Source organism: Methylomonas sp. 2F7 (assembly GCF_057126975.1).
This window is the reverse complement of the sequence record NZ_CP195203.1, coordinates 4,049,042-4,070,773: the sequence shown is the minus strand read 5'-3', so window position 1 is coordinate 4,070,773 and position 21,732 is coordinate 4,049,042. Positions and strand designations below refer to the sequence as shown.

The 21,732-nt window shown below is 51.3% G+C and carries 19 protein-coding genes; 12 read left to right on the top strand and 7 right to left on the bottom strand.

Translation table 11 applies throughout. The annotated features are described in order from the left end of the window. Positions 1 to 199: 199 nt before the first annotated feature. Complete coding sequence (locus ACR64Q_RS18275; protein ID WP_313732627.1) at positions 200 to 1,198, top strand: hypothetical protein; 999 nt, start codon at positions 200 to 202, stop codon at positions 1,196 to 1,198. Positions 1,199 to 1,377: 179 nt separating this feature from the next. Further along, positions 1,378 to 1,755, top strand: a complete 378-nt coding sequence (locus ACR64Q_RS18270; RefSeq protein WP_026602315.1) for a hypothetical protein — start codon at positions 1,378 to 1,380, stop codon at positions 1,753 to 1,755. Between the two features lie 135 nt (positions 1,756 to 1,890). Here the strand turns inward: ACR64Q_RS18270 and ACR64Q_RS18265 are convergent, their stop codons facing one another. The 4 genes from ACR64Q_RS18265 to dcd form a co-directional block, all read right to left on the bottom strand. Further along, positions 1,891 to 4,314, bottom strand: a complete 2,424-nt coding sequence (locus tag ACR64Q_RS18265; RefSeq protein ID WP_026602314.1) for a sensor domain-containing protein — start codon at positions 4,312 to 4,314, stop codon at positions 1,891 to 1,893. A gap of 117 nt (positions 4,315 to 4,431) precedes the next feature. After that, positions 4,432 to 5,415, bottom strand: a complete 984-nt coding sequence (glk, locus tag ACR64Q_RS18260; RefSeq protein ID WP_313735038.1) for a glucokinase — start codon at positions 5,413 to 5,415, stop codon at positions 4,432 to 4,434. 8 nt (positions 5,416 to 5,423) lie between these two features. After that, positions 5,424 to 8,681 (bottom strand): phosphorylase b kinase regulatory subunit alpha/beta, encoded by a 3,258-nt coding sequence (locus ACR64Q_RS18255; protein WP_483823389.1) that lies wholly within the window; start codon positions 8,679 to 8,681, stop codon positions 5,424 to 5,426. After that, positions 8,682 to 9,248 (bottom strand): dCTP deaminase, encoded by a 567-nt coding sequence (gene dcd / locus ACR64Q_RS18250; RefSeq protein WP_036275936.1) that lies wholly within the window; start codon positions 9,246 to 9,248, stop codon positions 8,682 to 8,684. A 296-nt stretch (positions 9,249 to 9,544) separates the two neighbouring features. Between dcd and ACR64Q_RS18245 the strand changes: the two genes are divergently transcribed. From ACR64Q_RS18245 to mtoX, 6 genes are all read left to right on the top strand, one after another. Beyond that, a complete protein-coding gene (locus ACR64Q_RS18245; RefSeq protein WP_026602310.1) occupies positions 9,545 to 10,141 on the top strand; it encodes a TetR/AcrR family transcriptional regulator in 597 nt (198 codons plus the stop codon). A 55-nt stretch (positions 10,142 to 10,196) separates the two neighbouring features. After that, positions 10,197 to 10,706, top strand: coding sequence for a hypothetical protein (locus ACR64Q_RS18240; protein WP_155931120.1), 510 nt, complete (start codon positions 10,197 to 10,199; stop codon positions 10,704 to 10,706). 81 nt (positions 10,707 to 10,787) lie between these two features. Then, positions 10,788 to 11,018 (top strand): addiction module protein, encoded by a 231-nt coding sequence (locus ACR64Q_RS18235; RefSeq protein ID WP_026602308.1) that lies wholly within the window; start codon positions 10,788 to 10,790, stop codon positions 11,016 to 11,018. Further along, positions 11,018 to 11,314 (top strand): type II toxin-antitoxin system RelE/ParE family toxin, encoded by a 297-nt coding sequence (locus ACR64Q_RS18230; RefSeq protein ID WP_026602307.1) that lies wholly within the window; start codon positions 11,018 to 11,020, stop codon positions 11,312 to 11,314. Before ACR64Q_RS18235 ends, ACR64Q_RS18230 begins: the two co-directional genes overlap by 1 nt. Before the next feature lie 197 nt (positions 11,315 to 11,511). Continuing rightward, positions 11,512 to 11,784: a DUF4242 domain-containing protein gene (locus tag ACR64Q_RS18225; protein WP_026602306.1), complete on the top strand. Its 273-nt coding sequence runs from the start codon at positions 11,512 to 11,514 to the stop codon at positions 11,782 to 11,784. Between the two features lie 123 nt (positions 11,785 to 11,907). Continuing rightward, positions 11,908 to 13,221 (top strand): methanethiol oxidase, encoded by a 1,314-nt coding sequence (mtoX, locus tag ACR64Q_RS18220; RefSeq protein ID WP_026602305.1) that lies wholly within the window; start codon positions 11,908 to 11,910, stop codon positions 13,219 to 13,221. Positions 13,222 to 13,263: 42 nt separating this feature from the next. Here the strand turns inward: mtoX and ACR64Q_RS18215 are convergent, their stop codons facing one another. Together ACR64Q_RS18215 and ACR64Q_RS18210 are read right to left on the bottom strand one after the other, a co-directional pair. Next, positions 13,264 to 13,608 carry an HVO_A0114 family putative DNA-binding protein gene (locus ACR64Q_RS18215; protein ID WP_026602304.1) on the bottom strand — a complete coding sequence of 115 codons (345 nt, stop codon included), beginning with the start codon at positions 13,606 to 13,608 and terminating at the stop codon, positions 13,264 to 13,266. Beyond that, positions 13,601 to 13,879, bottom strand: coding sequence for a toxin-antitoxin system TumE family protein (locus tag ACR64Q_RS18210; protein WP_483823433.1), 279 nt, complete (start codon positions 13,877 to 13,879; stop codon positions 13,601 to 13,603). Before ACR64Q_RS18210 ends, ACR64Q_RS18215 begins: the two co-directional genes overlap by 8 nt. Before the next feature lie 459 nt (positions 13,880 to 14,338). Between ACR64Q_RS18210 and ACR64Q_RS18205 the strand changes: the two genes are divergently transcribed. The 4 genes from ACR64Q_RS18205 (at position 14,339) to phoR (ending at position 19,437) form a co-directional block, all read left to right on the top strand. Beyond that, positions 14,339 to 15,031, top strand: coding sequence for a hypothetical protein (locus ACR64Q_RS18205; RefSeq protein WP_026602302.1), 693 nt, complete (start codon positions 14,339 to 14,341; stop codon positions 15,029 to 15,031). 342 nt (positions 15,032 to 15,373) lie between these two features. Then, positions 15,374 to 17,374, top strand: coding sequence for a cytochrome c peroxidase (locus tag ACR64Q_RS18200; protein WP_026602301.1), 2,001 nt, complete (start codon positions 15,374 to 15,376; stop codon positions 17,372 to 17,374). 89 nt (positions 17,375 to 17,463) lie between these two features. Continuing rightward, positions 17,464 to 18,156, top strand: coding sequence for a phosphate regulon transcriptional regulator PhoB (phoB, locus tag ACR64Q_RS18195; RefSeq protein WP_026602300.1), 693 nt, complete (start codon positions 17,464 to 17,466; stop codon positions 18,154 to 18,156). Between the two features lie 6 nt (positions 18,157 to 18,162). Beyond that, a complete protein-coding gene (phoR, locus tag ACR64Q_RS18190) occupies positions 18,163 to 19,437 on the top strand; it encodes a phosphate regulon sensor histidine kinase PhoR (protein ID WP_026602299.1) in 1,275 nt (424 codons plus the stop codon). An 18-nt stretch (positions 19,438 to 19,455) separates the two neighbouring features. On the opposite strand, the gene ACR64Q_RS18185 is transcribed toward phoR, so the two are convergent. Further along, positions 19,456 to 21,597: a diguanylate cyclase domain-containing protein gene (locus ACR64Q_RS18185; protein WP_313732624.1), complete on the bottom strand. Its 2,142-nt coding sequence runs from the start codon at positions 21,595 to 21,597 to the stop codon at positions 19,456 to 19,458. Positions 21,598 to 21,732 lie beyond the last annotated feature (135 nt).

Below are 21,732 nucleotides of genomic sequence, written 5' to 3'. Positions count from 1 at the left end.
TTAGCGTCAAAATGCAGCTCTCCAGCAAATGCACGAGGTCCCGTTATGTAGCAGTGACAGTATCTACGGCTATTGCAATAAGCCGGTTTCTTATAAAACGGGATGAGCTAAACGCCTGTTTTAGAGCAAGCTGATTAAGTGGTTATTCTCAATCCAGCCAAGCATATTCATTATCGTAAAAAATATTCAAGGACGCCTTATGGCAATTCTGCGCTGTAACAATTGTGCCTATATACGTGAAGTGCCGAATGAACATGTGGGCAAAACGGTTAAATGCCCGGTTTGCGAACAAGCATCGGCAATTCACGATACCGTAGTTTTTGTGAAGAAACTGATCGATAAATACGGCGTGTTGTTGGGTAAATATCGAGAGTTAGAGCAGGCGGGTAGCCCCGGTGCGGAAGTTTTGCGATCCGACACGCGCTTGCTTAAAGTCGAAGACGTGGATTTGCATAATACTGCGGTGATGACCAATAGTATGCAATACAAGCCTATTATCAGCTGGTTTGAGCGTAAGAATGTTCAGGTCGAAGTAAATCATAATGCCTTGGATACGCAAGGTTTTTATGATGAAGTGGCGGTTGAGTTGGGCGATAACTTTCCGGTCTTGCAGGAGGTACTGGATAAAATTAGAAAAGCCCAAAGAAATAACTACGCATCGGTAGTTTTGAATTTAAACGATTACAGTCAAAATCAAATTAAAACGATTACCGGATTTTGTAAAAACCTGTACGAATTCTCGTTTGTTGCCAAGTATTTTTATAATAAAAATGAAAAGAGAGTCCATCTAACTTTACAGAGTATGTCGGCCATCGTTGGATTTTTTAATGGTGAATGGTTGGAGTGGTATGTGTTTATGAAATTGCTGAAACACTTCTACGAAAGTAAAGGACTTTTCTCTTGCTTAAGAAACTTTAATATTCAGTTTGCGAATGAAGATAAATATGAAGTGGATGTGTTTTTTCTAATTAATGGGTGTATACCGGTATTTATAGAGTGTAAATCCGGAGAATTTCGTTCCTTTATCGAAAAGTACTGCAAAATGCGGCGCAGACTGGATATCGCCAAGGAAAACTTTCTGTTACTGGTCTTGGGTGTTAGTGATGAGCAGGTGTTGGGGCTAACCAAAATGTACGATATTACCTTCGTCAATGAGACGGGGTTTATCAAACACATTGCCGGGCTGACGGTGCAATAATCAATACCGTTTTTAGCTTGTGGTAATTGAGTTATTTTTCCCTCTTTTGCTGTTATTTCCAGAATCTATGGTAGTATGAAAAGGCTTTGAGCAAGCAACCGGATTAAAATATACAGTCATAAATTTGTAATTTTAATGTGGTTTAAAAAAACACTTAAATATCAATTGATAGGATTTGTATGAACACAGTAAAAAAAACCTTGGCTTCATTTTTAGTGATCGCCGCAGCATTAGTTTCCACATCAGCTAATGCAAACAGCGCTGGCGACGCCAAAGTTCGTGCAGCCGGTGAAGCTACCGTTGCCAAAGTAGAGGAAGCTGTAAGTTTGCTGGAAAAAGGCGACAAAGAAGGCACTTTGAAAGCGCTGGGCGATGTTCGTCAGTCACAAAAAGAGTTCCGCTACGAGCAAACCGAGCGTTTGCGTCAAAGAGCTGGTGACAAACTGAAAGTTGCCCGCGATGAGATCGAAAAAGGCGACGCTAATGCCACTGCTAGTTTGAAAGCGACTCTGGATCTCTACAAAGAAATGATGAAAGTATATAGCGCCGCTCACTAAGGACGCATCTAATCAATCCAAGCTGGATTGATTAACGGCTGCCACCGAAAGACCTGTTTTCTCGGTGGCTCCCAACTAAATAACACTGTTTTCTCGATGTTTATGCCTATTTGGCACCCCGCAAACATCGACTTTTTAAAGCTTACAATCGGCAAACAATTTCTCAAATTCCTGAGCCGGTAATGGCTTTGCGAACAAATAGCCTTGTCCGAAATCGCAACCTGCCGCAGTAAGCAAATCCCGTTGGCTTGACGTTTCTATGCCTTCGGCAATCACTTTTATTCCCAGTTTGTGGGCCATCACGATGATTGCCTCGCATAAGGCCATGTCGTCGGAGCCTATCGCCAGATTGCGGACGAAGCTCTGATCTATCTTCAGGTAATCGATGTCGAACTTTTTCAGATAAGACAACGAGGAATAGCCGGTGCCGAAATCATCCAGCGACACCTGAATACCTGCGTCGCGGAACGACAACAGTTGCTCGGCCACGCTGCTATTGGCATCCAGTAACAGGCCTTCGGTAATTTCGATGACGACGCTTTGCCCGGAAAGACTCAGCGCCTCCAATGTGTCCAGCCAATCGCGATGACTGTCGCGTTCATTCCGAAACTGGACCGGCGACTTATTGATACTGATCTGGAATTTTTCGTGTATCGATTGCCGCCAGCGGCTGGTTTGTTCGGCGGCTTCCTGAAAAATCCAATTGCCTATACTGCTGATCAAACCGGTTTCTTCGGCAATCGGAATAAAATCCGCTGGGTTGATCAGGCCGCGTGTCGGATGTTGCCAGCGGATCAGTGCTTCCGCTTTCCGCACAGTATTGGTAGCCAGTTCGACGATGGGTTGGTAACACAGATAAAACTGCTGCCCCGCCAAGGCCAGTCGTAGGTCGTTGCTTAGCCGTAGCCGCGCCTGCGCGGATTCCTGCATGGTCGGGATGAAGAAACAATATTGATTCCGGCCCTGGCGCTTGGCGGCATACATTGCCTGGTCCGCATGCTTTAACAGAGATTTCAGGTTGTCGGCATCGTCCGGGTAAAAAGCGATGCCGATGCTGGTGGAAATATAGGCAATTTCGTTACCCAACTGAAAGCATTCAGTCATTTTTTGCAACAGGTTGCCGGCTATGCGCTCGGCGTTGCCGGGCTCACCGACATCGCTCAGGATCACAGTAAATTCGTCGCCGCCCAGGCGGGCTACGGTATCGGTCTCCCGCACGCTGGCCAAAATGCGTTGGGCGGCGATTTGCAGCAACTCGTCGCCCATGTCGTGTCCCAGGGTGTCGTTCACTTCCTTGAATAAGTCCAGATCGATAAACAACAGGGCCAGACGCTTATGTTCCCGGTGGGCTTTTTTGATGTCCTGGCTCAGCCGGTCGTAAAACATGCGCCGATTCGGCAATTGGGTTAATGGGTCGAAATTGGCTTGTTGCCAGATCACGCCTTCGGTTTTTTTCTTTTCGGTAATATCGGAAAATAAAGCCACCCGCCGCTGCATGGTCTGCTGAGCATCGAAGATGGTATTGACGGTTAACCACTTGGCATATATCTCGCCGTTCTTACGCTTGTCCCAAATTTCGCCCTGCCAACTGCCCTTGCTTTGAATGGCTTGCCACATGGCTTCGCTGTGGCTGCTGCTGTTTAGAATGTCTATGTGCTTACCGACTACTTCATCCGATTGGTAGCCGGTAATGGTGGTAAACGCGGCGTTGATTGTGAGGATGCGATCATCTGAGTCTGCCAACAACATGGCCTCGCTGCTGTTTTGATAAATCAGCGCGGCCTGTTGTAGGGCTTCTTCGATACGCTTACGTTCGGTAATGTCCCGGGCGATAGCCAAGTTATAGCCGACGTTGGCGTATTCGAAATAATTGGCCACCACTTCCACCGGAAATAGCCTGCCATCCTTGGTTTTGTGGATGGTTTCCAACTTATTCGAGCGCTTAATTTTCAGTTCCGCCCAATGCGCGGCCCAGACTTGCCGTGGAAAGCAAGGGTCTACATCAAATACGCTCAACCGCAACAGTTCTTGATGGCTATAGCCCAAAGCCTTGCAAGATTGGTTGTTGACGTAGATGAAGCTGGCATTCTCGGTAATCAAATAAGCGCTGTCGTGCATTTGATCCATGCCAAAGCTTAATTGGGCTAAGCGCCTGCGCGAGGTTTTTTGCTCGGTGATGTCCCGAAAACTCCAAACCCGGCCGGCCGGTTGGCCGTCCAGATATTGTGGTTGGCAATAGCTTTCGATAAAGCGGCCGTCTTTAAATTCCAGTTCGCTGGCGTAGCGTTGCTTGGGGTATTTATAAATCTCTTTGATGCGGTTTAGGAAGGTGGTTCGATTTTTTAGGAGTTTCAGGGCATAAGTCAGCGATTTTTCGTCGTCGCCGATCTTTAAAGAACCTGCCGGGATGCCCCAAAGCCGCATGAATTGAGGATTGAAGGTGGCGATTTTGCCGAACAGATCGACTACCAATATAGCGTCGGTGCTGGAGTCGAGCGCGGCTTGAAGGATTGATAGCGATTTTTGCAAACTGGCTTGTTTCTGCTTGGATTGGACCATGACTCGGCTACACGTGCTAGCACGTAACTCTAGCAAAGGCTTATTTAAAAGGTTGTTTTATAAGCCTAGCCGATTCCGACAGTGCCGTACCTTTTTATATGGATCAATACCAAATGCTTATTGACCGGCAAAGTAATGCATCGCCCCCAGCAAGGGGGTGCGCGGATTCAAAGCCAACTTAACCGACAATTTGGCGAGCATGGGTTGAAACCGGCCCTTGGCGACAAAAGCCTGGATAAATTCCCCGGATTCCAAAGCCGATCTGATTTTCGGGCCGATACCGCCGCCGATGAATACGCCGCCGGTAGCGAAGGCTTTTAAGGCCAAGTTACCTGCTTCGGCGCCGTAAAGTTCCGCAAACAAGCGCACGGTTTCACGGCACAAGGGGTCTTCTCCGTCCACGCCCAGGCGGGAAATCAACGCATTACGATCCACACCGCGCGCTTCGGCTGCCGGAGGCACTGCCGGGCAGGGCGGGGCAAAGCGGATGTGCGCCAGAAAATCGTAGATATTGCTGAAGCCGATACCGGACAACACCCGTTCGCAGCTGACATGAGCAGGATAACGGTCGCGCAGATAAGTCAAAAGTTGGTCTTGTTGCGGGTTTTGCGGCGCAAAATCGCAATGACCGCCTTCGGTGGCGATGGGGTGATACTGGTTGCCGTCCCAATGCAGCATCGCTTCGCCGAGACCGGTGCCGGCGGCGATTACGGCGATGTTGCCGGTTTGCGGTTCGGCATTGGGGTTGAGTTCGATGAAGTCCTGGTCTTGCAGATGCAGCATGCCAATCGCCATCGCTTCCAGGTCGTTCAACAATTTCACGCGTTCGGTGCTCAAGCGGAGTTTGAGCTGTTCGCCGTCCACCAGCCAGGGCAAATTCGTCGTCTGACAGCGTTGATTGACCACCGGGCCGGCGATGCCGAAACAGGCTGACGACACTATTGGATTGTCGCTCAGAAACAGATCCAGAATTTCCTCAAACGTTTGAAACTCGCCGCTGGCAAAGGTTTGTTCTTGTAAACAGCTCAGCGTGCCGTCGGCTTGTCTGTCGAGTAAGGCCAGAACCGTTTTGGTTCCGCCAATGTCGCCGGCTAGAATCATATGCGTCCTCATGAGGTTGGGGTGGCGTTGTTGAGCAAGTGGATCAAGGCATCGAGTATCGCGTTGGCCAGCGCATGCGGCGGCAGCTGGTAAAACGCTTGCCAAGCCAGCGATACGCATTCTTCGTAATGATCGCGGTATTGCGGATGCTGCTGTAGCCAGCTAATTCTGACCGCATGGCCGATCAAAATATCCGTGACCAAGGTGTCGTCAATGTGTAGATCCGGATAATCGCGGACGATGGATGCTAGTGCGCGTAAGGCCTCGACGCTCAATTGCCGGTAAACCGGCGCCTGAATTTTATTCAGAATATGGTTGATATGCAGCCTGAAGCTTTGTTCGCCGGCGGTCATTTGCGCCAGCATGATCTCGCTGTCGATCCGGCGTTTGCTATTGTATTTTTCACCAACCATCAGGCCTTTGCAATGATGCAGCAAGTCCCAGACTCCGGCGAAGAAGGCTTCGTTCTCACGGCCGACGCTGCCTTGCTGTTCGCGCCAGGCATACCAATCGTCGGCGTCGCCGCGGTCTTTTGGGTTCATCGATTCAGGGAAACGCGCTGCGGTTAAATCGCGATGCGGACCTTCGCAGTGCAGGGTTTCGACTTGGCCGAGCTGGTTTTCACTGTTGTTGTAATCTTCCAGGGTCTCTTGCAATAAGTCCGCGACTTGATGCGGCGGCAGGGACAAAATATCGCTAAACGCCTGATCCAGCGAGCTGCTGCTCAGACGCTTTTGTCGGGCGATAATCAATTGCAGAATGTGGCCGACCCGGATCGTGTGCATGTCGGCGAACAACTCCGGCTTTAACTTGATCAGCATGCCCAGGTAGATAATCAATTCCTGCACGATGATCTGCTGGCTACTGTCGTTGGGGTTAAAGGTGCGGATGGTGTCCAGGATTTGCCAGGAATCGGTCGGACGACGCAAGGTGGCTTTGCCGCTGTAGGCGCGGCCCACGGTCAAGCCATGCTGGCGCACCAGTATCTCGGTGGCGGCCTGTTCCAGGTTGATGTCATATTTGCCCAGTAAGCTGGCGCAGCGACGTACCACATTCCAAGCGTGGCGGTCGCCGGCGCGGACATAGACTTCTTCCAACAAGTCGCGCACCCGTCCCGGCTGGTTATCATCGTTGCGTAAGCCGGTGTCGTAATCAAGCCCGTGACGTTGGCAGAGTAAGGTGAGAGCTTCCAACTGGGCATAGAGGTTGGGGTTATTGCGCAACTGTTCCACTAGTTGGTTGTCGTCACCGATTTCCCACTCGGTCAATACGAAGCTATCCAGTGCTTGCGAGGCTTGGTTGTTGTGGGCCAGCAAATTGGCGAAAGGGCGTTCGACTTCTTCCCAACTGGCTTCCGAGAAACTAAAACCGTGCAGGTTGCCGATTTTTTCGTGGCTGGCGGTTTGGACAAAATCGGTTAATAGCCCGAGCTTAACCGGCGTGCCTTGCACATTGCCCTGGCTGAGTTGTTCGATAAAGCCCAGCAACACTAGCCGGTCTTCATTGCCGAGCATGTTGTGCTTGATATTGATGACCAATAGAGGCTGAGCGGGGTTGTCCCAGTGGCGGATGATGTAGGCCAGTTCGGTACGCAACCGTTGAATCAGCAACTGGTTGTCCATCGCAATGTAGAATCCTTTTTGGTTCATAAATTGCGGTAAAAACAATAAAGGTTCGCCTGCAAGCACGTAAAGCTTGGAGGTGGCTAGCGTGCGTAGTTGCCTTAAGGGCCGACCAGTGAGTCCAATACGGTCGTTGCGGCCCACTTGGGTGTAAGCAGCGGCTAATTCGCTGGCGTCTCGCACTTGGATCGGCGCGATTTCAGTTAAAGTTTGCGACGGAATACCGCGCTCGCGCAATTCGGCCTGGACTTGTTCATCTTCCGCCAGCAAGGCGATCTGCAAAGTAGAGTTGGGGTATAAGCGGGTGGATTTGTAGCGCCCCAGCGGGTCGATGTCGTCCACGCCGATCAAGCCGTCTTGCAATAATCCGCCCAGGATATACAGACTCTGCGCCCAGACCAGCGGCACGTTTTCGTTGGGGACGCGAGTTTGGCTATGCGGATGGCGCTTTTCGGCGCTGATGGCGCTTTCCGGCACGATGTAAAGTTCCGGCAGCAACCATTGGCCGTTTTGTTCCACCAGCAGGTCTTCCAGGCGGCGGCGATAATCGCCAACCCCTTCAGTATCGCCGGCAAACAGCTTATTCAGTAATAAGTAGCAGAAAAACAGCGGCCATTCGCATTCGATGTCCATGAACTGTTTTAATTCATGCGGTTCGTAATGCAGACGCTGATGGTCTTCGATCACGGTTTGATGACCGTCCAGCAGGAAACGTTTGCAACCGTAGCGGCCTTGCAGTTTGTCGACAATCAAAGCCTCGGTGCGTTCGCGTAGCGCTTTATTGTCTACCGCGAAGGCCGGAAAGCCGGTAACGCTGAGCACCGCCGAATCGACTTCCTTGGAGATGGATTCGCGCGGCAGCAGAGCTTCCAATGTGATGCGGGTGCGGGCGATGTCGTCGCTGATCACGTGGATGATCGCAGTTTGCCCGCCGTCCTTGCCGAACAAATTGCAGCCTGACATGGCTTCCAGCGCGGCCTTGGCCATGCCTATCGAGCTGGCATTCAATTCCGCCAGACCGTGATTCATTTTATTGCCGCGTTCCCAGATGCCATAGTCTGGCGTGCGATAAGCCCGGCTGACGTAATGCACCAGGTTTTGCACGAAATTGACTTCGTCGATGCTGAACACAATCCGCAAGCCCGAGGCGGTCATTTGCGCCAGCATCAGCAGGAACAAGGAGGTCGCGTCCAGTTGCAAATGGCCCCATTCGCTGTCGCCCACCACCACTTCGCCGCTAGTGGTTTTGTATTTGGCGTGCAGCGAGTCCAGTGGGTCCTGGCTGTGTTTGAATTTTTCCACCTTTGCCGCTTGCCGCATCATCGCCGTCAACAGACCGCGCATCAGTTTGACGACGCTTTGTTCCAGTAAATAGGTGCGTTCCTGCTGGCCCTCCACTTTGCGGTAAGCCAGTCCCAGGCCCCAGGCCGCCAAAATGCTGTAGACATTGTCCCGCACCCAGGCGTCGGTGTAATTGCCGTGTGTGGTGACGGCGGTACTGGCCGGTAGCAGGCCACTTATCCAATCCTGGCGTTTCAGGATAATATCTTGAACTTGCTGATAATACTGGTCGAGCGTCTCGGTTTGACTGGTCGGCATCATGTATTTAATGGATTGTGAGGTGGCGTTTAAAGAATTGGGCACTCAAGCCTTGGGCAAGGTAACTCCGGTTTGGCCTTGATACTTGCCGCCGCGATCTCTATAAGAGGTTTCGCAGACTTCGTCGCCGCCGAAAAACAGCATCTGGGCGACGCCTTCGTTGGCGTAGATTTTGGCTGGTAGCGGGGTGGTGTTGGAAAACTCCAACGTCACATGGCCTTCCCACTCCGGTTCCAGCGGGGTGACGTTGACGATAATGCCGCAGCGGGCATAGGTCGATTTACCCAGACAGATGACGAGCACATCGCGCGGAATCCGGAAAAACTCCACGGTGCGTGCCAAGGCAAACGAGTTGGGCGGAATAATGCAGACATCGGATTTCACATCGACGAAGCTGCCTTCGTCAAAATCTTTCGGATCGACGATGGTGGAATTGATGTTGGTGAAGATTTTAAATTCGTTGGAGCAACGTACGTCGTAGCCGTAACTGGAGGTGCCGTAAGAAATGATGCGGCCTTGCGCGGATTCACGGACTTGCCCGGCCTGAAACGGCTCAATCATGCCGTGTTGCTCGGCCATGCGGCGAATCCATTGGTCTGATTTTATGCTCATGTTGCTGGTTGGGTAGGGAAAAATAACAGAGCGTTCAAAATAGCATATTAGGGCGGAAAAATCGCTAGTTGCCTTGCTGAAAGGGGCTAATTTGTTGAGGTCTGGCGCTTGCTTGTTTTCGGTTACAGTGCGACAAACAATCTCGGGTAGGTCACGGTGTCGCGAATGCGGTTACGTAACAAGCTTAAAGTGTCAGGGAGCGCTGCCGCACACCCTGACCTAGGCCAACCAGCTTGTTCTTATAAATTAGAAAAACTTATTTACAAAATAAGACGACCGGTCGCATAATAAGGCCCATGACGAAGTTAGCACCCAAACAGCTGAAAAAAGACAAGCTCCTGGAGCAGGGCGTCAGCTTGCTGCTGGAAAAAGGCTATCACGCCACCGGCTTGAAAGAGATCCTGGATACCGTGCAAATTCCCAAGGGCTCGTTTTACGCCTATTTCGAAAGCAAGGAACGCTTCGCGGCGGAAGCAATTCATCACTACATCGAGCCGTTTATTGTGCGTTTATCCGGCCATTTGCAAGACCCGGAAACGGACGGCTTGGCGGCGTTGAAGGCTTACTATTTGGGGTTGATAGCCGAGGTGGCGCAAACCGGTTTCAAGGGCGGTTGCCTGTTGGGAAACTTGATGGGCGAGATTGGCGATACTAGTCCCTTATGTCGCGATGCTTTATTGGATGCGGTTGGTCGCTACAGTGCCTTGCAGCAAGCGGCGTTGGAGCGCGGACAAAGACAAGGTTCAGTAAGGCTGGATCGCTCAGCGAAAAGCATGGCGGATTTGATGTTGAACGGCTGGCAGGGCGCGCTGTTAAGGATGAAAGTTGAGCAATCGGTAGAGCCGTTGCAGGCGGTTTGTCGGGATTTGTTGGATGATTATTTTAGGGTGTGAATAGATACAGTTTTCTGAAAACTGTCATGAACCATATTGCTTTTGGATGAGTTATTTGAAAATCCTATTTATCCTGATTCCACTGTGTTTTTGTTTAGGAGGATGTTCCGAGCAATCAGAGACAACCTCCTCAAAGAAGTCAGAACGGCCTGTTGTTGAACTTGTTGAAAAGCCAGAAGCGTTGGCAGCTGTTGTTTCAGAGAACCCAGTAGAGCCTCCCAAAAAGTCGGAAGCGATTCCTACAGAGCTCGCGGTCGACAATGCGGTAGCATTGATTTCCGAACTTCCCGAAATCAAAGCGTGGTCGGACTATATCGAACAAAAATCGCAAGGTAAGGTGCATGCGGCATTATTAACCCCAACTAAAGAGCCACAAGACATAGATGGAAAGCAATATTGGCCGGTTGATTTCTTTGAGAGTCAAGACACTCATATGCATCGTTGGGAGTCGTTTTGGGTGCGCATTGATGGAAAGGAAATATTGGTAGATGATTTGGCCGACGGTCTGATTAGCTTGCAGAACTGGCGAGATCAAAAGAAGCCGTTGGAACGAATACAATCTTAAAGAACCTTAGACATGCTAGACGCCGGAATCGCAACTTTTAAAGAGGTAACAACTGTGGACATTCCACCTGAGCAACGAATTATGAACAACGATCCTAAACGCATCATCGACGATGCGATGCAATTAGAACCCGCTATCCGCGCCTTCATTGCTGAAACGCTGTTGGAATCACTGGATTTTGAGGAAGACTTTCCAGTATCAGCCTCATGGCAGGCAGAAATTCAGCGTCGTTGTGCCGCCATTAATAACGGAACGGCTCGACTCGTCGATCACGAATCAGCGATGGCTCAATTGCGCGCAAGCCTTGCCTAATGCGGGTTATTTGGAATGATGAGGCATTGACCGAAGCGAATGCAGCTACCTTGTATTATCGGGAAAAACAAGCGGAGTTGGGGCAGCGTTTTGTCGATGCTATCGAGGACGCGGCAGCAAAAATCGCTCACCGACCATTGCTGTATCGCAAATTAGCGGGCGATGTTCGCAAATGCAAACTACCTCACTTCCCTTTCGGCATTGTTTACAGCGTTCGAGAGGATGCGATATACATCCTCGCCGTGATGCATATGCGACAAGAACCGGGTTATTGGAAGAATAGGATTAAATCGTAACTCTGACGCGAGAATTGCGTAGGCTGGGGTGAATGAAATGAAACCCAGCATTGACAAATGCTCAGCTGGGTTTCACTGCGTGGTCTTCGGCTCGCTTTCGCTCTACCCAGCCTACGAATCGAAATAACCGCTGCCCACCCGGCAGCATTTTTTAACGCCGGTAAATTAGACGACCGGTCATTTATTAGGAGGCCATCATGCCCAAATACATTATCGAACGCGAGATTCCCGGTGCCGGGCAGTTGACGCAAGCCGAACTGCAAGGCATTTCCCAAAAATCCTGTGGCGTACTGCGCGACATGGGGCCGCGCATCCAATGGCTGCAAAGCTATGTCACCGGCGACAAGGTGTATTGCATCTATATCGCCGACAACGAACAAGCGATTCGTGAACACGCCGAGCAAGGTGGTTTTCCGGCCAATCGCATCGAACAAATTACCACCATCATTGACCCGAGCACGGGCGATTGATATACCAAACCTCTGTAGGATGTGCTGAACGCAGTGAAGCGCATCGATCGCGAATGATGCGCCTCCTCACGTCGGCACATCCTATGGGCGAAACCACAATAAAAACACTCGGGGGAGAAACTCATGACATTTAAACTAAGCACCTTTACCGCCGCGCTAATGCTCGGCACCGCCAGCATGTCCGCCAACGCCGACGAAACCTGCGCCTCGCCGTACATGGCGAAAATCACCGGCCAGGAAGATTTTGTGTACATCTGGACCTTGGGCGCGGAAGGCGTTGGCGACGAGCAGGACAAACTGGTCACCGTTGACGTCAATCCCAAATCCAAACAATACGGCAAGGTGATCGGCAGCTTGTCGGTGGGTGGTCGTAACGAAGCTCACCATTCCGACTTTACCGACGACCGTAAATTTCTGTGGGCCGGTGGTCTCGATACCAACAAGATTTTCATCTTCGACGTGGCCACCGATCCAGCCAAACCCAAGCTCAGCAAAACTATCACCGATTTCGTCGCCAAGAGCGGCGGCGTGGTTGGCCCGCACAGCTTGTACGCCTTGCCGGGCCGGATGATCATCACCGGCTTGTCCAATAACAAAGATCACGGCGGCCGCACCGCGATTGTGGAATACAGCAACGCCGGCGATTACATCGCCACTTACTGGCTGCCGACCGACAGCAATCTGGAAGGGGCGATCAAATCCGGCAAATACGCCGACGGCTATAACTACGACGTGCGGGTACTGCCGCGTAAAAATTTGATGCTGACTTCCTCGTTCACCGGTTGGTCGAACTATATGATGGACTTCGGCAAGATGTTGGCCGATCCGGAAGCGATGAAACGCTTCGGCAACACCGTGGTGCAATGGGATTTACACAGTCGCCAGCCGAAGAAAGTCTTCGACGTACCCGGCGCGCCCCTGGAAATCCGCTGCGCCTGGGCGGAAGATCATAACTACTGCTTCACTAGCACCGCGTTGACTTCCAAAATCTGGCTGATTCATCAAGACGACAAAGGTGAATGGCAAGCCAAGGATGTCGCGGACATCGGCGAACCGGCCAAAATCCCGCTGCCGGTGGACATTTCCATCTCCAGCGACGACAAAACCTTGTGGGTCAACACCTTCATGGACGGCAAGACCCGTCGCTTTGACATCAGCGACCCGTTCCACCCCAAACAAGTGTTCGAGCAAAAAATCGGCGCGCAAGTGAATATGGTGTCCTCCAGCTGGGACGGGAAACGCTTGTATTACACCTCGTCGTTGCTGGCGAACTGGGATAAGAAAGGCGCGGACAACGAGCAATTTTTCAAAGCCTATAGTTGGGATGGTAGCAAGTTGACCGAGCAGTTCTCGATTGATTTCACCAAAGAGAAGCTGGGTAGGGCGCATCAAATGCGGTTTGGGGCGTATGCTTTATATGGCAAAGCGCCGAAATAGACGCTTTGGTTTTTGGGAGACGCAAGATTTTGCGTCTCTAAATTAAGCTGCCCGCAACATGAAATCTACATGTACAGCATCGTATGGAAAAATCACTTTGCCGCCATCTGTTTTATCCAGTAGGCCGCAATTCAGCAGGGCGGTCACATCACCATGCACCGCCTTGACATCGCGACCCAAGCGGCGTGCCACTTCACGGACCGTTAATTCGCCGGCGCCGGTCATGGTTTTCAACAGCTGCCAGCGTTTTACGGTTAGGGTTTTCCAGAGCTGCTCTTCGGATGAGAAACCGATAAACGCGCCTTGTGGCCGTCCGCTTTCCCAGGAAGCCAGAAATTGTTCGGTTGCCGTCTCGCGGCTGGTGATACCAATCGTTACTTCATTCATGTTGCGCACTCCACAGATCTACATCGTGCCAAAAATCGGCCAATAGGCGGCGAGGTGACTCAAACTGGTATAAGGTTTCAGTATCAGCACCCGTGTGTTTATGATCGCCTTTGCCCGCTTCATTGTTGTAACGCAACACACAGTCGCCGTTGACGACAAACGCCAGCCGGTATTTGAAAGCATGAGTACTTCCCGGAACAGGCGTTGGTAGTTGCCACAATACCAACTCGGCGAAACGATTGTCGTCGAGTATTACGCGCTGTTTGAGCAGTAATTCCGCTTTCCTGTTGGAGATAATAACAACAGGGCGGGCGGAGTGCCAACTTGGGGGTTATCGATATAGTGTCGCTGGTGCGACGGCTGGTTTAGTTGTCGGTTCTCGCACCGACAGGCGAGGTACTTTCTTTTGCTCCGCCAAAAGAAAGTACCCAAAGAAAAGGCGGCCCGGACGCCGCTTGTTTCCTGCGCTCCGAAGCTTTTATCGAGGGTCGGCAGAAGGGGTTTCCCAGCCCCTCCGCCGACGTGCGGCATCCCTGCCGCACCCCTTCGGGCTATTCTCGATAAAAGCTCCGGTGCTCGGCGCGGCATACGGGAAAACTCCTTCCCAAGTATTTACAGTGTGCATTAATGAATGACGTGCCTCACTTTGTTTCAACATTTCCAGGATGCTTGAACTTGTTGCTTGGACATTGACTATGATTAAAAAAAATAAAGTAATCTGAGAAAGCCTATGGAACGACTATTTCGCGTGCTTGAAAAAATTAACAGCATCTTGTTACTGCTTGTCTTTGTTGGGGTAGGCATTCTCGTCGGTGGGGTGTCGTTATTTAATAACGACCTGCAGCAAAATCGAGGAACTATAAAAGTTCCATCTGGGGAATCAGCCTCCAGAGACAAAATACTTCTTCGCCTTGATCGGGTTCAAAACATTATCGGTGCAAATGCCCAAATGGTGTCGTTGACTGCTGAGAGAGAATCAGGAGGTTTTTCCTCAGGTGGCTACAACAGTTCTGAAACAAGGAATATCCTTTTTTTGATGGGATCGGACAAAACGGCACGATGGTTGTTTCCTAAGCAAAGCAATGTAGTGCTGACTACTGAGCAATTACGAGAGGAATTTAAGGATGCACGAGATAATCCCACTAGAGCATTATATTTCGAGTATGTAACTCTGGACACAAATGCAGACGGAAAGCTTTCGTCTAAAGACTTATCCAGCATCGGTATTTCTAATCCTCAAGGTTTAGCTTTTATTGAAATGTTAACCGGAGTATCTCGGGTGCTTTCACATCAGCTGCTTGATAGCCAGCGTCTTTCAATCGTCTATCAGTCTGGAAACGTAGTAAGGCACGCAATCATTTCTATCGTAACCATGAAAATAGACAAAGACCAGGAGCTGATTCGTTTACCGGATGAGCTTTAAGCAAGTAGCGTCGATGAAGCACATCGTTCGCGATAGTAAATTTCGATATTCCGGGATGGTTTTCTTACCGTATGCCGCGCCCGAGCACCGGAGCTTTTGAACGGATCAGCCCGCAGGGGTGCGGCATGGATGCCGCACGTTGCCGAAGGGGCAGGAAGCCCCTTTCGGCAACCCCGTTCAAAAGCTTCGGAGCGCAGGGAACAAGCGGCATCCGGGTGGCTTTTTCTTTGGATACTTTCTTTTGGCCAAGCAAAAGAAAGTATCGCGGTTGTCGGTCCGCGAACCGACATTAACACAAGCTGTCGCGACAGCGACACCAAATCCCAAAAGTAAACAGCATCCATGAAAATTCTCTATCGCCCCAGTCTACTTTATCTGAAAGCCGACGCCGGAGCGTCCGCCGCAGCATTCCCGCGCTGGAGCATGGGAACGATAGGATTCGGTATTCTCTGTTTACTGACAAACACAGCCGTTCTTGCCGAAGAGCAAAATCAAAAGCCCTTAGCCCCCGGCTACACCGCCCTACCTTTCGAACCGGCAAAACCCGGCACCTACACCCTGCCAGTCATCAATCCAGCCGCCAACGGCAAAGTATTAACCACCAACAACCAGCCCAAAAAACTCCACGACTTGATGGGCGACAAAATCGTCATACTCAGCTTCATCTACGCCGCCTGCAGCGATGTCAACGGCTGTCCGCTGGCCACGCAGGTGTTGCACAAAATCAGCCGGCAATTGCAAAAACAGCCGGAATTGGCCGACAAACTCAGATTACTAACGCTCAGCTTCAACCCCACGCAAGACACGCCGGAAATTATGCGCCATTACGGCGAGGGCTTTAAAACCGGAGATTTTGATTGGCAGTTTCTGACTACGCGCGACGAGGCCGCTTTGCAGCCGATTCTGGATGGTTATCAGCAAAACGTGCAAAAAGTCTACGACGACAAAGGCAAATTCACCGGCACGTTTTCGCATTTGCTGCGGGTGTATTTGATCGATAAAGACAAGAACGTTCGCAATATTTATAGCGTGGATTTTCTGCATGCCGACACCCTGATCAACGATGTCAAAACCTTGCTGGCCGATGCCAAACCGCAAGCCGCGCCGCTACCGGCACAGGCTGAAATGTTGTTTCAGCCCGGCGACAATAAGCAAAACTACCAACAAGCCGATTACCAAACTCGCTCCTTAGCGCTGGCCCAGCGTCTGGGGCAGCCGGCTAACTTGCTGGCGTTTGCGGAACAGCCGCCGCTGGGTTTACCGAAATTGCCCGTGCCCAAAGACAATCCGCTCACGCCTGCCAAGATCTCGCTGGGCCGCAAGCTGTTTTTCGACCGGCGCCTGTCGCTGAACAACACGTTTTCCTGCGCGATCTGCCATATCCCGGAGCAGGGGTTTAGCAACAACGAAATGACCACTGCGGTGGGGATTGAGGGGCGTAGCGTTCGGCGTAACAGTCCGACCTTGTATAACGTCGGTTATGCGCAATTACTATTTCACGATGGCCGTGAGAATAGCCTGGAACAACAAGCCTGGGGGCCGCTGCTGGCGCATAATGAAATGGCGAACCCGTCGATTGGTTATCTGGTGGATAAGCTAAAAGCGAGTGCCGACTATCGCGGGCTGTTCGAAAAAGCCTTCAACAAAGGGCCGACTATGGAAACCATCGGTCAGGCCCTGGCCAGCTATCAGCGCACTTTGAATGCGGCCGATTCGCCGTTCGACCGTTGGTATTTCGGCAAACAAAAAGCGGCGCTCAGCGAGGCGGGGCAGCGCGGATTTGCCTTATTCACCGGCAAAGCCGGTTGCAGTGCTTGCCATAGCATCGGTGAAAAATCCGCCTTATTTACCGATCAAAAACGCCATAACACTGGTATCGGCTATACCGAGTCCATGCAAAAAGTTTCGGAAAAGCAAAGAGTGCAAGTCGCGCCTGGCGTGTTTGTGGATGTAAACAGCGACAACTTGAAAGGTTTGAATACGGAGAAACCGGGCGATCTGGGCTATTACGAGATCAGTCAAAATCCCGCCGACCGCTGGGCTTACAAAACCCCGTCGCTGCGTAATGTCGCGCTCAGTGCGCCCTACATGCATAACGGTTCCTTGCCGACTTTGGCTGAGGTGGTGAAGTTTTACAATCAAGGCGGCGTGGCCAACGAAAATTTATCGCCCTTGCTCAAACCGCTGGGCTTGTCCGAGCAGGAAAGCGCCGACCTGGTAGAGTTTTTAAAAGCGCTGACCGGTGCCAATGTCGGCACCTTGATTTCCGATGCTTTTGCTGCGCCGGTCGGCGATAGCGGAACGGCGGCGCAGCCGATACCGGACGGCGGTAAAGGTCGATAGCCGCCGGGTTGACCGGTTTTTTGTCACAAAATGGTAATATGACGCTGATAACTTAGCAGGATCATTGGACCTTTAGACTAAACATGCTTATGTCGAACTTGAAAATCCTGGTCGTGGAAGACGAAGACGCTATCCGGGAGATGCTGGTCATGGTGCTGGAGCAGGCCAATTTATCTGTGATCGCTGTTGGCAGTGCCGAGCAGGCAAGGGAGAGTCTGGCCGATAACATGGTGGATTTAATTATCTTGGACTGGATGCTGCCGGGAATCAGCGGCGTGGAATTGGCCAGACGCCTGAAAAACGAACCGGGTTACAAAGAATTGCCTATCATTTTGCTCACCGCGCGCGGCGAAGAAGAGGACAAGATTCGCGGTTTGGAAATTGGCGCGGACGATTATGTGACCAAGCCTTTTTCGCCGAAAGAACTCATCGCCCGGATCAAGGCCGTGATGCGCCGGAGCGGTAAGTTGTCGGAATCCGGTCAGCTCAGCGTTGGCGACCTGACCCTGGATGCCGAGCAGCATAAGCTGACCATCGCCGGCCGCAGTCTGGAAGTCAGTCCTACCGAGTTTAGATTGATGCAATTTTTTATGACCAATCCCGACAAGGTCTACAGTCGCACCCACTTGCTGGATCAGGTCTGGGGGCGTAGCGTGTACATTGAGGAACGAACTGTGGATGTGCATATTCGCCGCTTGCGCAAAATTCTGGCCGAATATGGCCGCGAGGAACTGATTCAGACCGTACGCGGATTTGGTTACCGCTTTTCGATGGCAAACTGATTTTTCATGCAGCGTTGGCAGCGGGAAATAAATATTGCGATTGCGTTACTGATACCGGCTTTGGTGCTGAGTTTTTTTGTCGGGCACTTCAGCCATTTTTTGTTGGCGATTACGCTATTTCTATATATCAGGCAGACCATCAGCGTCAACAAGCTGGAACGTTGGCTCAGTCAGGGCGGGGTCGGCGAGCGGCCCGATTTTAAAGGCATCTGGGGCGACATCTACTATCACCTGTATAAAATCCGCAAAAGTCAGAAACGCCGCAAGAAAAAGCTCGGCAAGATGCTGGAGAGTTTTCGCAAATCCACCAGTGCCTTACCCGATGCGATTGTGGTGTTGGGCGCGTATGGCGAGATAGAGTGGAGCAATAAGGTCGCCCACGATTTTTTGGGGCTGAAACGATCCGATAATGGCCAACGGATTCCTAATCTGGTGCGGCATCCGCTGTTTATTCAGTATCTAAAAGATCAGGATTACCAAAACAAGATCTGCATTCCATCGCCGATCAACGAAAACATGATTTTGCAAATCGGTATTTTCCCTTACGGTGCCGGCTTACGTTTGTTGATGGCACAGGATGTCACCCATCTGAAAAATATTGAACGGATGCGTACCGACTTTGTGGCCAATGTGTCGCACGAGTTACGCACGCCGATTACCGTGTTGCGCGGTTATCTCGAGACCTTGCAAGAACTTGACGACGGTACCGGTCCTTACGCGCGCTCGTTTCAAAACATGGCGGCGCAAACCGAACGCATGCAGGCATTGATAGACGATTTGCTGCTGCTGGCGCGCCTGGAAAGCAAAACTAAAAAGTTCGAATGCGTCAATGTTCCGGAGTTGCTCGGGCAGGTTTGCCGGGAAAGCGATCTGCTGGAACGGGACGAGCGCCGGGTCGAGCTGGTTTTGGATAGCCGAGCCAATGTACGTGGCGATATGGAGGAACTGCGCAGCGCTTTCAGCAATCTGTTGGTCAATGCCATGAAATATTCGCAGCCTAGCTCACCGGTTAAAGTGAGTTGGCGGGCCAAGCCCGACGGCAGCGTTTATTTTGAAGTGGAAGACTTTGGCGACGGAATCTCTAGTGTGGATATTCCCAGGATTACCGAGCGCTTTTACCGCGCGGAAATTAAACGCAATCAAAAAATCCCCGGCACCGGTTTGGGGTTGGCCATCGTCAAACATGTCTTGGTCAGGCATGATGCCAAGCTGGACATTGAAAGCCAACTGGGCAAAGGCAGTAAATTCCGCTGTGTGTTTCCGCGGCAGCGCGTGTGTTGAGGCGTGGCTGAATCGCGGTTAAAACGTGGCCGGCGGATTGGCGAATCGGTAAGTTTGCGAGGCGGATTTTTTGGCGGCATCCATGGCCGCTTGCTTCAGCGCTTCGGTATTGTCGGCATCATAAGGGCAGATGGCGATCCCGATACGGCAATTGAGTTGGGCTGTGTCGTGTTCCAGCGTAAACGGTTCGGCGAGTTTTTCGATAATTATTTTAGCGATGCGCTCCACGCTGTCGATTTTTTCCAGTTCGGTGAGGATAATCGCAAATTCCGCACCATCCATTCGTGCTACCAAATCGGTTTCGCGGACATTAGCCAGCACCCGTTGCGCGGCTTCCTGCAAAATGCTGTCACCTTGTGCATAACCGAAGCGCTCGTTAATGTCTTTGAAGTGCTCGATGTCTACCACCAGCAAGGCCAAAAACCAGCCACCGCGCTGCGCTTTTTTTATGTCTTGCTCCAGTCTGTCGTAAAACAGGCGGCGGTTACCAATACCCGTGAGCGGATCTAAATTAACCTGTTTCCACAGTTGTTCTTCACCGAGCTTGCGCTGGGTAATGTCGAAAAACAGGCCGATGCGCTTTAGCGGGATACCGTTGCCGTCGAAAATGGTGTTGATGTTGAGCTGCTCGACATAGAGTTCGCCGTTTTTACGTCTATTCCAGATTTCGCCCTGCCACTTCCCTTTGGTATTGATAGTTTGCCACATGGCTTGAAAAAAACTATCGTCATGCCGGCCAGAGCTCAGAATCCGGGCGTTCTTGCCGATTATGTCTTCGGCGGAATAACCGGTAATGCGGCTGAATGCCGGGTTAATCGAGACGATAGTGGCATCCGCTTCGGTGATCATCATCGCTTCGCTGCAATTTTGGTAAAACAACATGCCCAATTGCCGATCTTCTTCAGCCAATTTGTATGCCGTGATGTCTTGCAGAATACCGGTCATACGCGGGCTATTGCCGAGTTGGTGGCAACCGGAGCCGCGAATCCAGCGGATTGCGCCGTCGATGCGGCGAATGCGGCATTCGAAATCCCAATTGCTGTGCGTGGCGCGAGCATGCTGGAAGCCGGCATTGACCATGTCGCGATGCTCCGGTGCCACATGGCCGAGAAAAGTATGATAGGTCCAATGCGGCAGCAGATGGCTGTAGCCGAAGATTTGGTCGTGTATGTCTGTGCGTTGCACCGAATAATCTTGTAAGTCCAGGTCCCAGGCGCCGGTATCGATGGTTTCCAATGCAAAACTCAAGCGGGCTTCACTTTGTTGCAAGGCCTGGTTGATTTGTTGTTGATGGAATAAAGTCAGGGCTAGAGGTATGCCCACACTAGCGAGGATGAACAGGTAAAACCAGATGTTTAGCAGGCCGCTTTGCAGGTGTGTGGTGGCGAATGCGCCCAACTGATGCTGCAAACCCCACAAGGATTGAATGGCGGTCATTGTCACCAAAAGCAACACGCCGTGACGGCCGAATCTGACCGCCGCCCAAACCACGAACAGGAAGGCCCAATAAGTTTCGCCATAAGCGCTCAGCAGGTTGGGAAACCAGCTTAAAAACACCGCTTGGCCGCTCAAAAAACTCGTTGCTATTAAGGCCAGCGTTTCCAACGCGCGTTTGGGGGCAAACCAGTCTTTCGGCCAGTGTCGCCAGATCAGAATCAAGGGCGTGACCAAGGCGATTCCGAATACATCGGCCATCCACCAGTGCAGCATACTGGGCAGCAGGGCTTCGGCAGGCAGATATTTGCTTAAAAACAACGTCATGGGGCCGATCAGTGCGCTGAAGCAGGCGGCGATGATGCCTGTCAACGTCAGCCAGGCAAAATCTCGAGGATGCCGCAGCGATAACGAAAAGCTTGGGTTGCCGAGCAGCAGCCAGGCGCCAAGCCAGGATTCCAGGATATTGCCGGTAGCGATGCTGGCGGAGATTAGCCAGGAGTCGCCGACCAGCATGCCGGCAAGAAACGCGCCGATGAACACGCCCGGCCAATAGCGCTTACCGCCCAACAGAAAGGTGGCCATCCCCAGGCCGGCAGGAAACCAAACCAGCGTGACATTGCCGTTGTCGGAAAAAAAAGCCAATACCAGTTTGGCCAACATGGCGTAGAGCAGGGCGATACCGACTATTTTTAGTCCAACGATAATGCGCGGAGTAAAGCCCATGAGGTTTTGGAATGTGTGCTTGTAAGTTGAAAAGTGTATATCAGTAGTCTGTATTCTCCAGTTTTTCACTCTGGTTTTAATGCGAATCGGTCGAGAAAATCGCAGACAAGCAAGCGGATAACTCTATAATTGCCC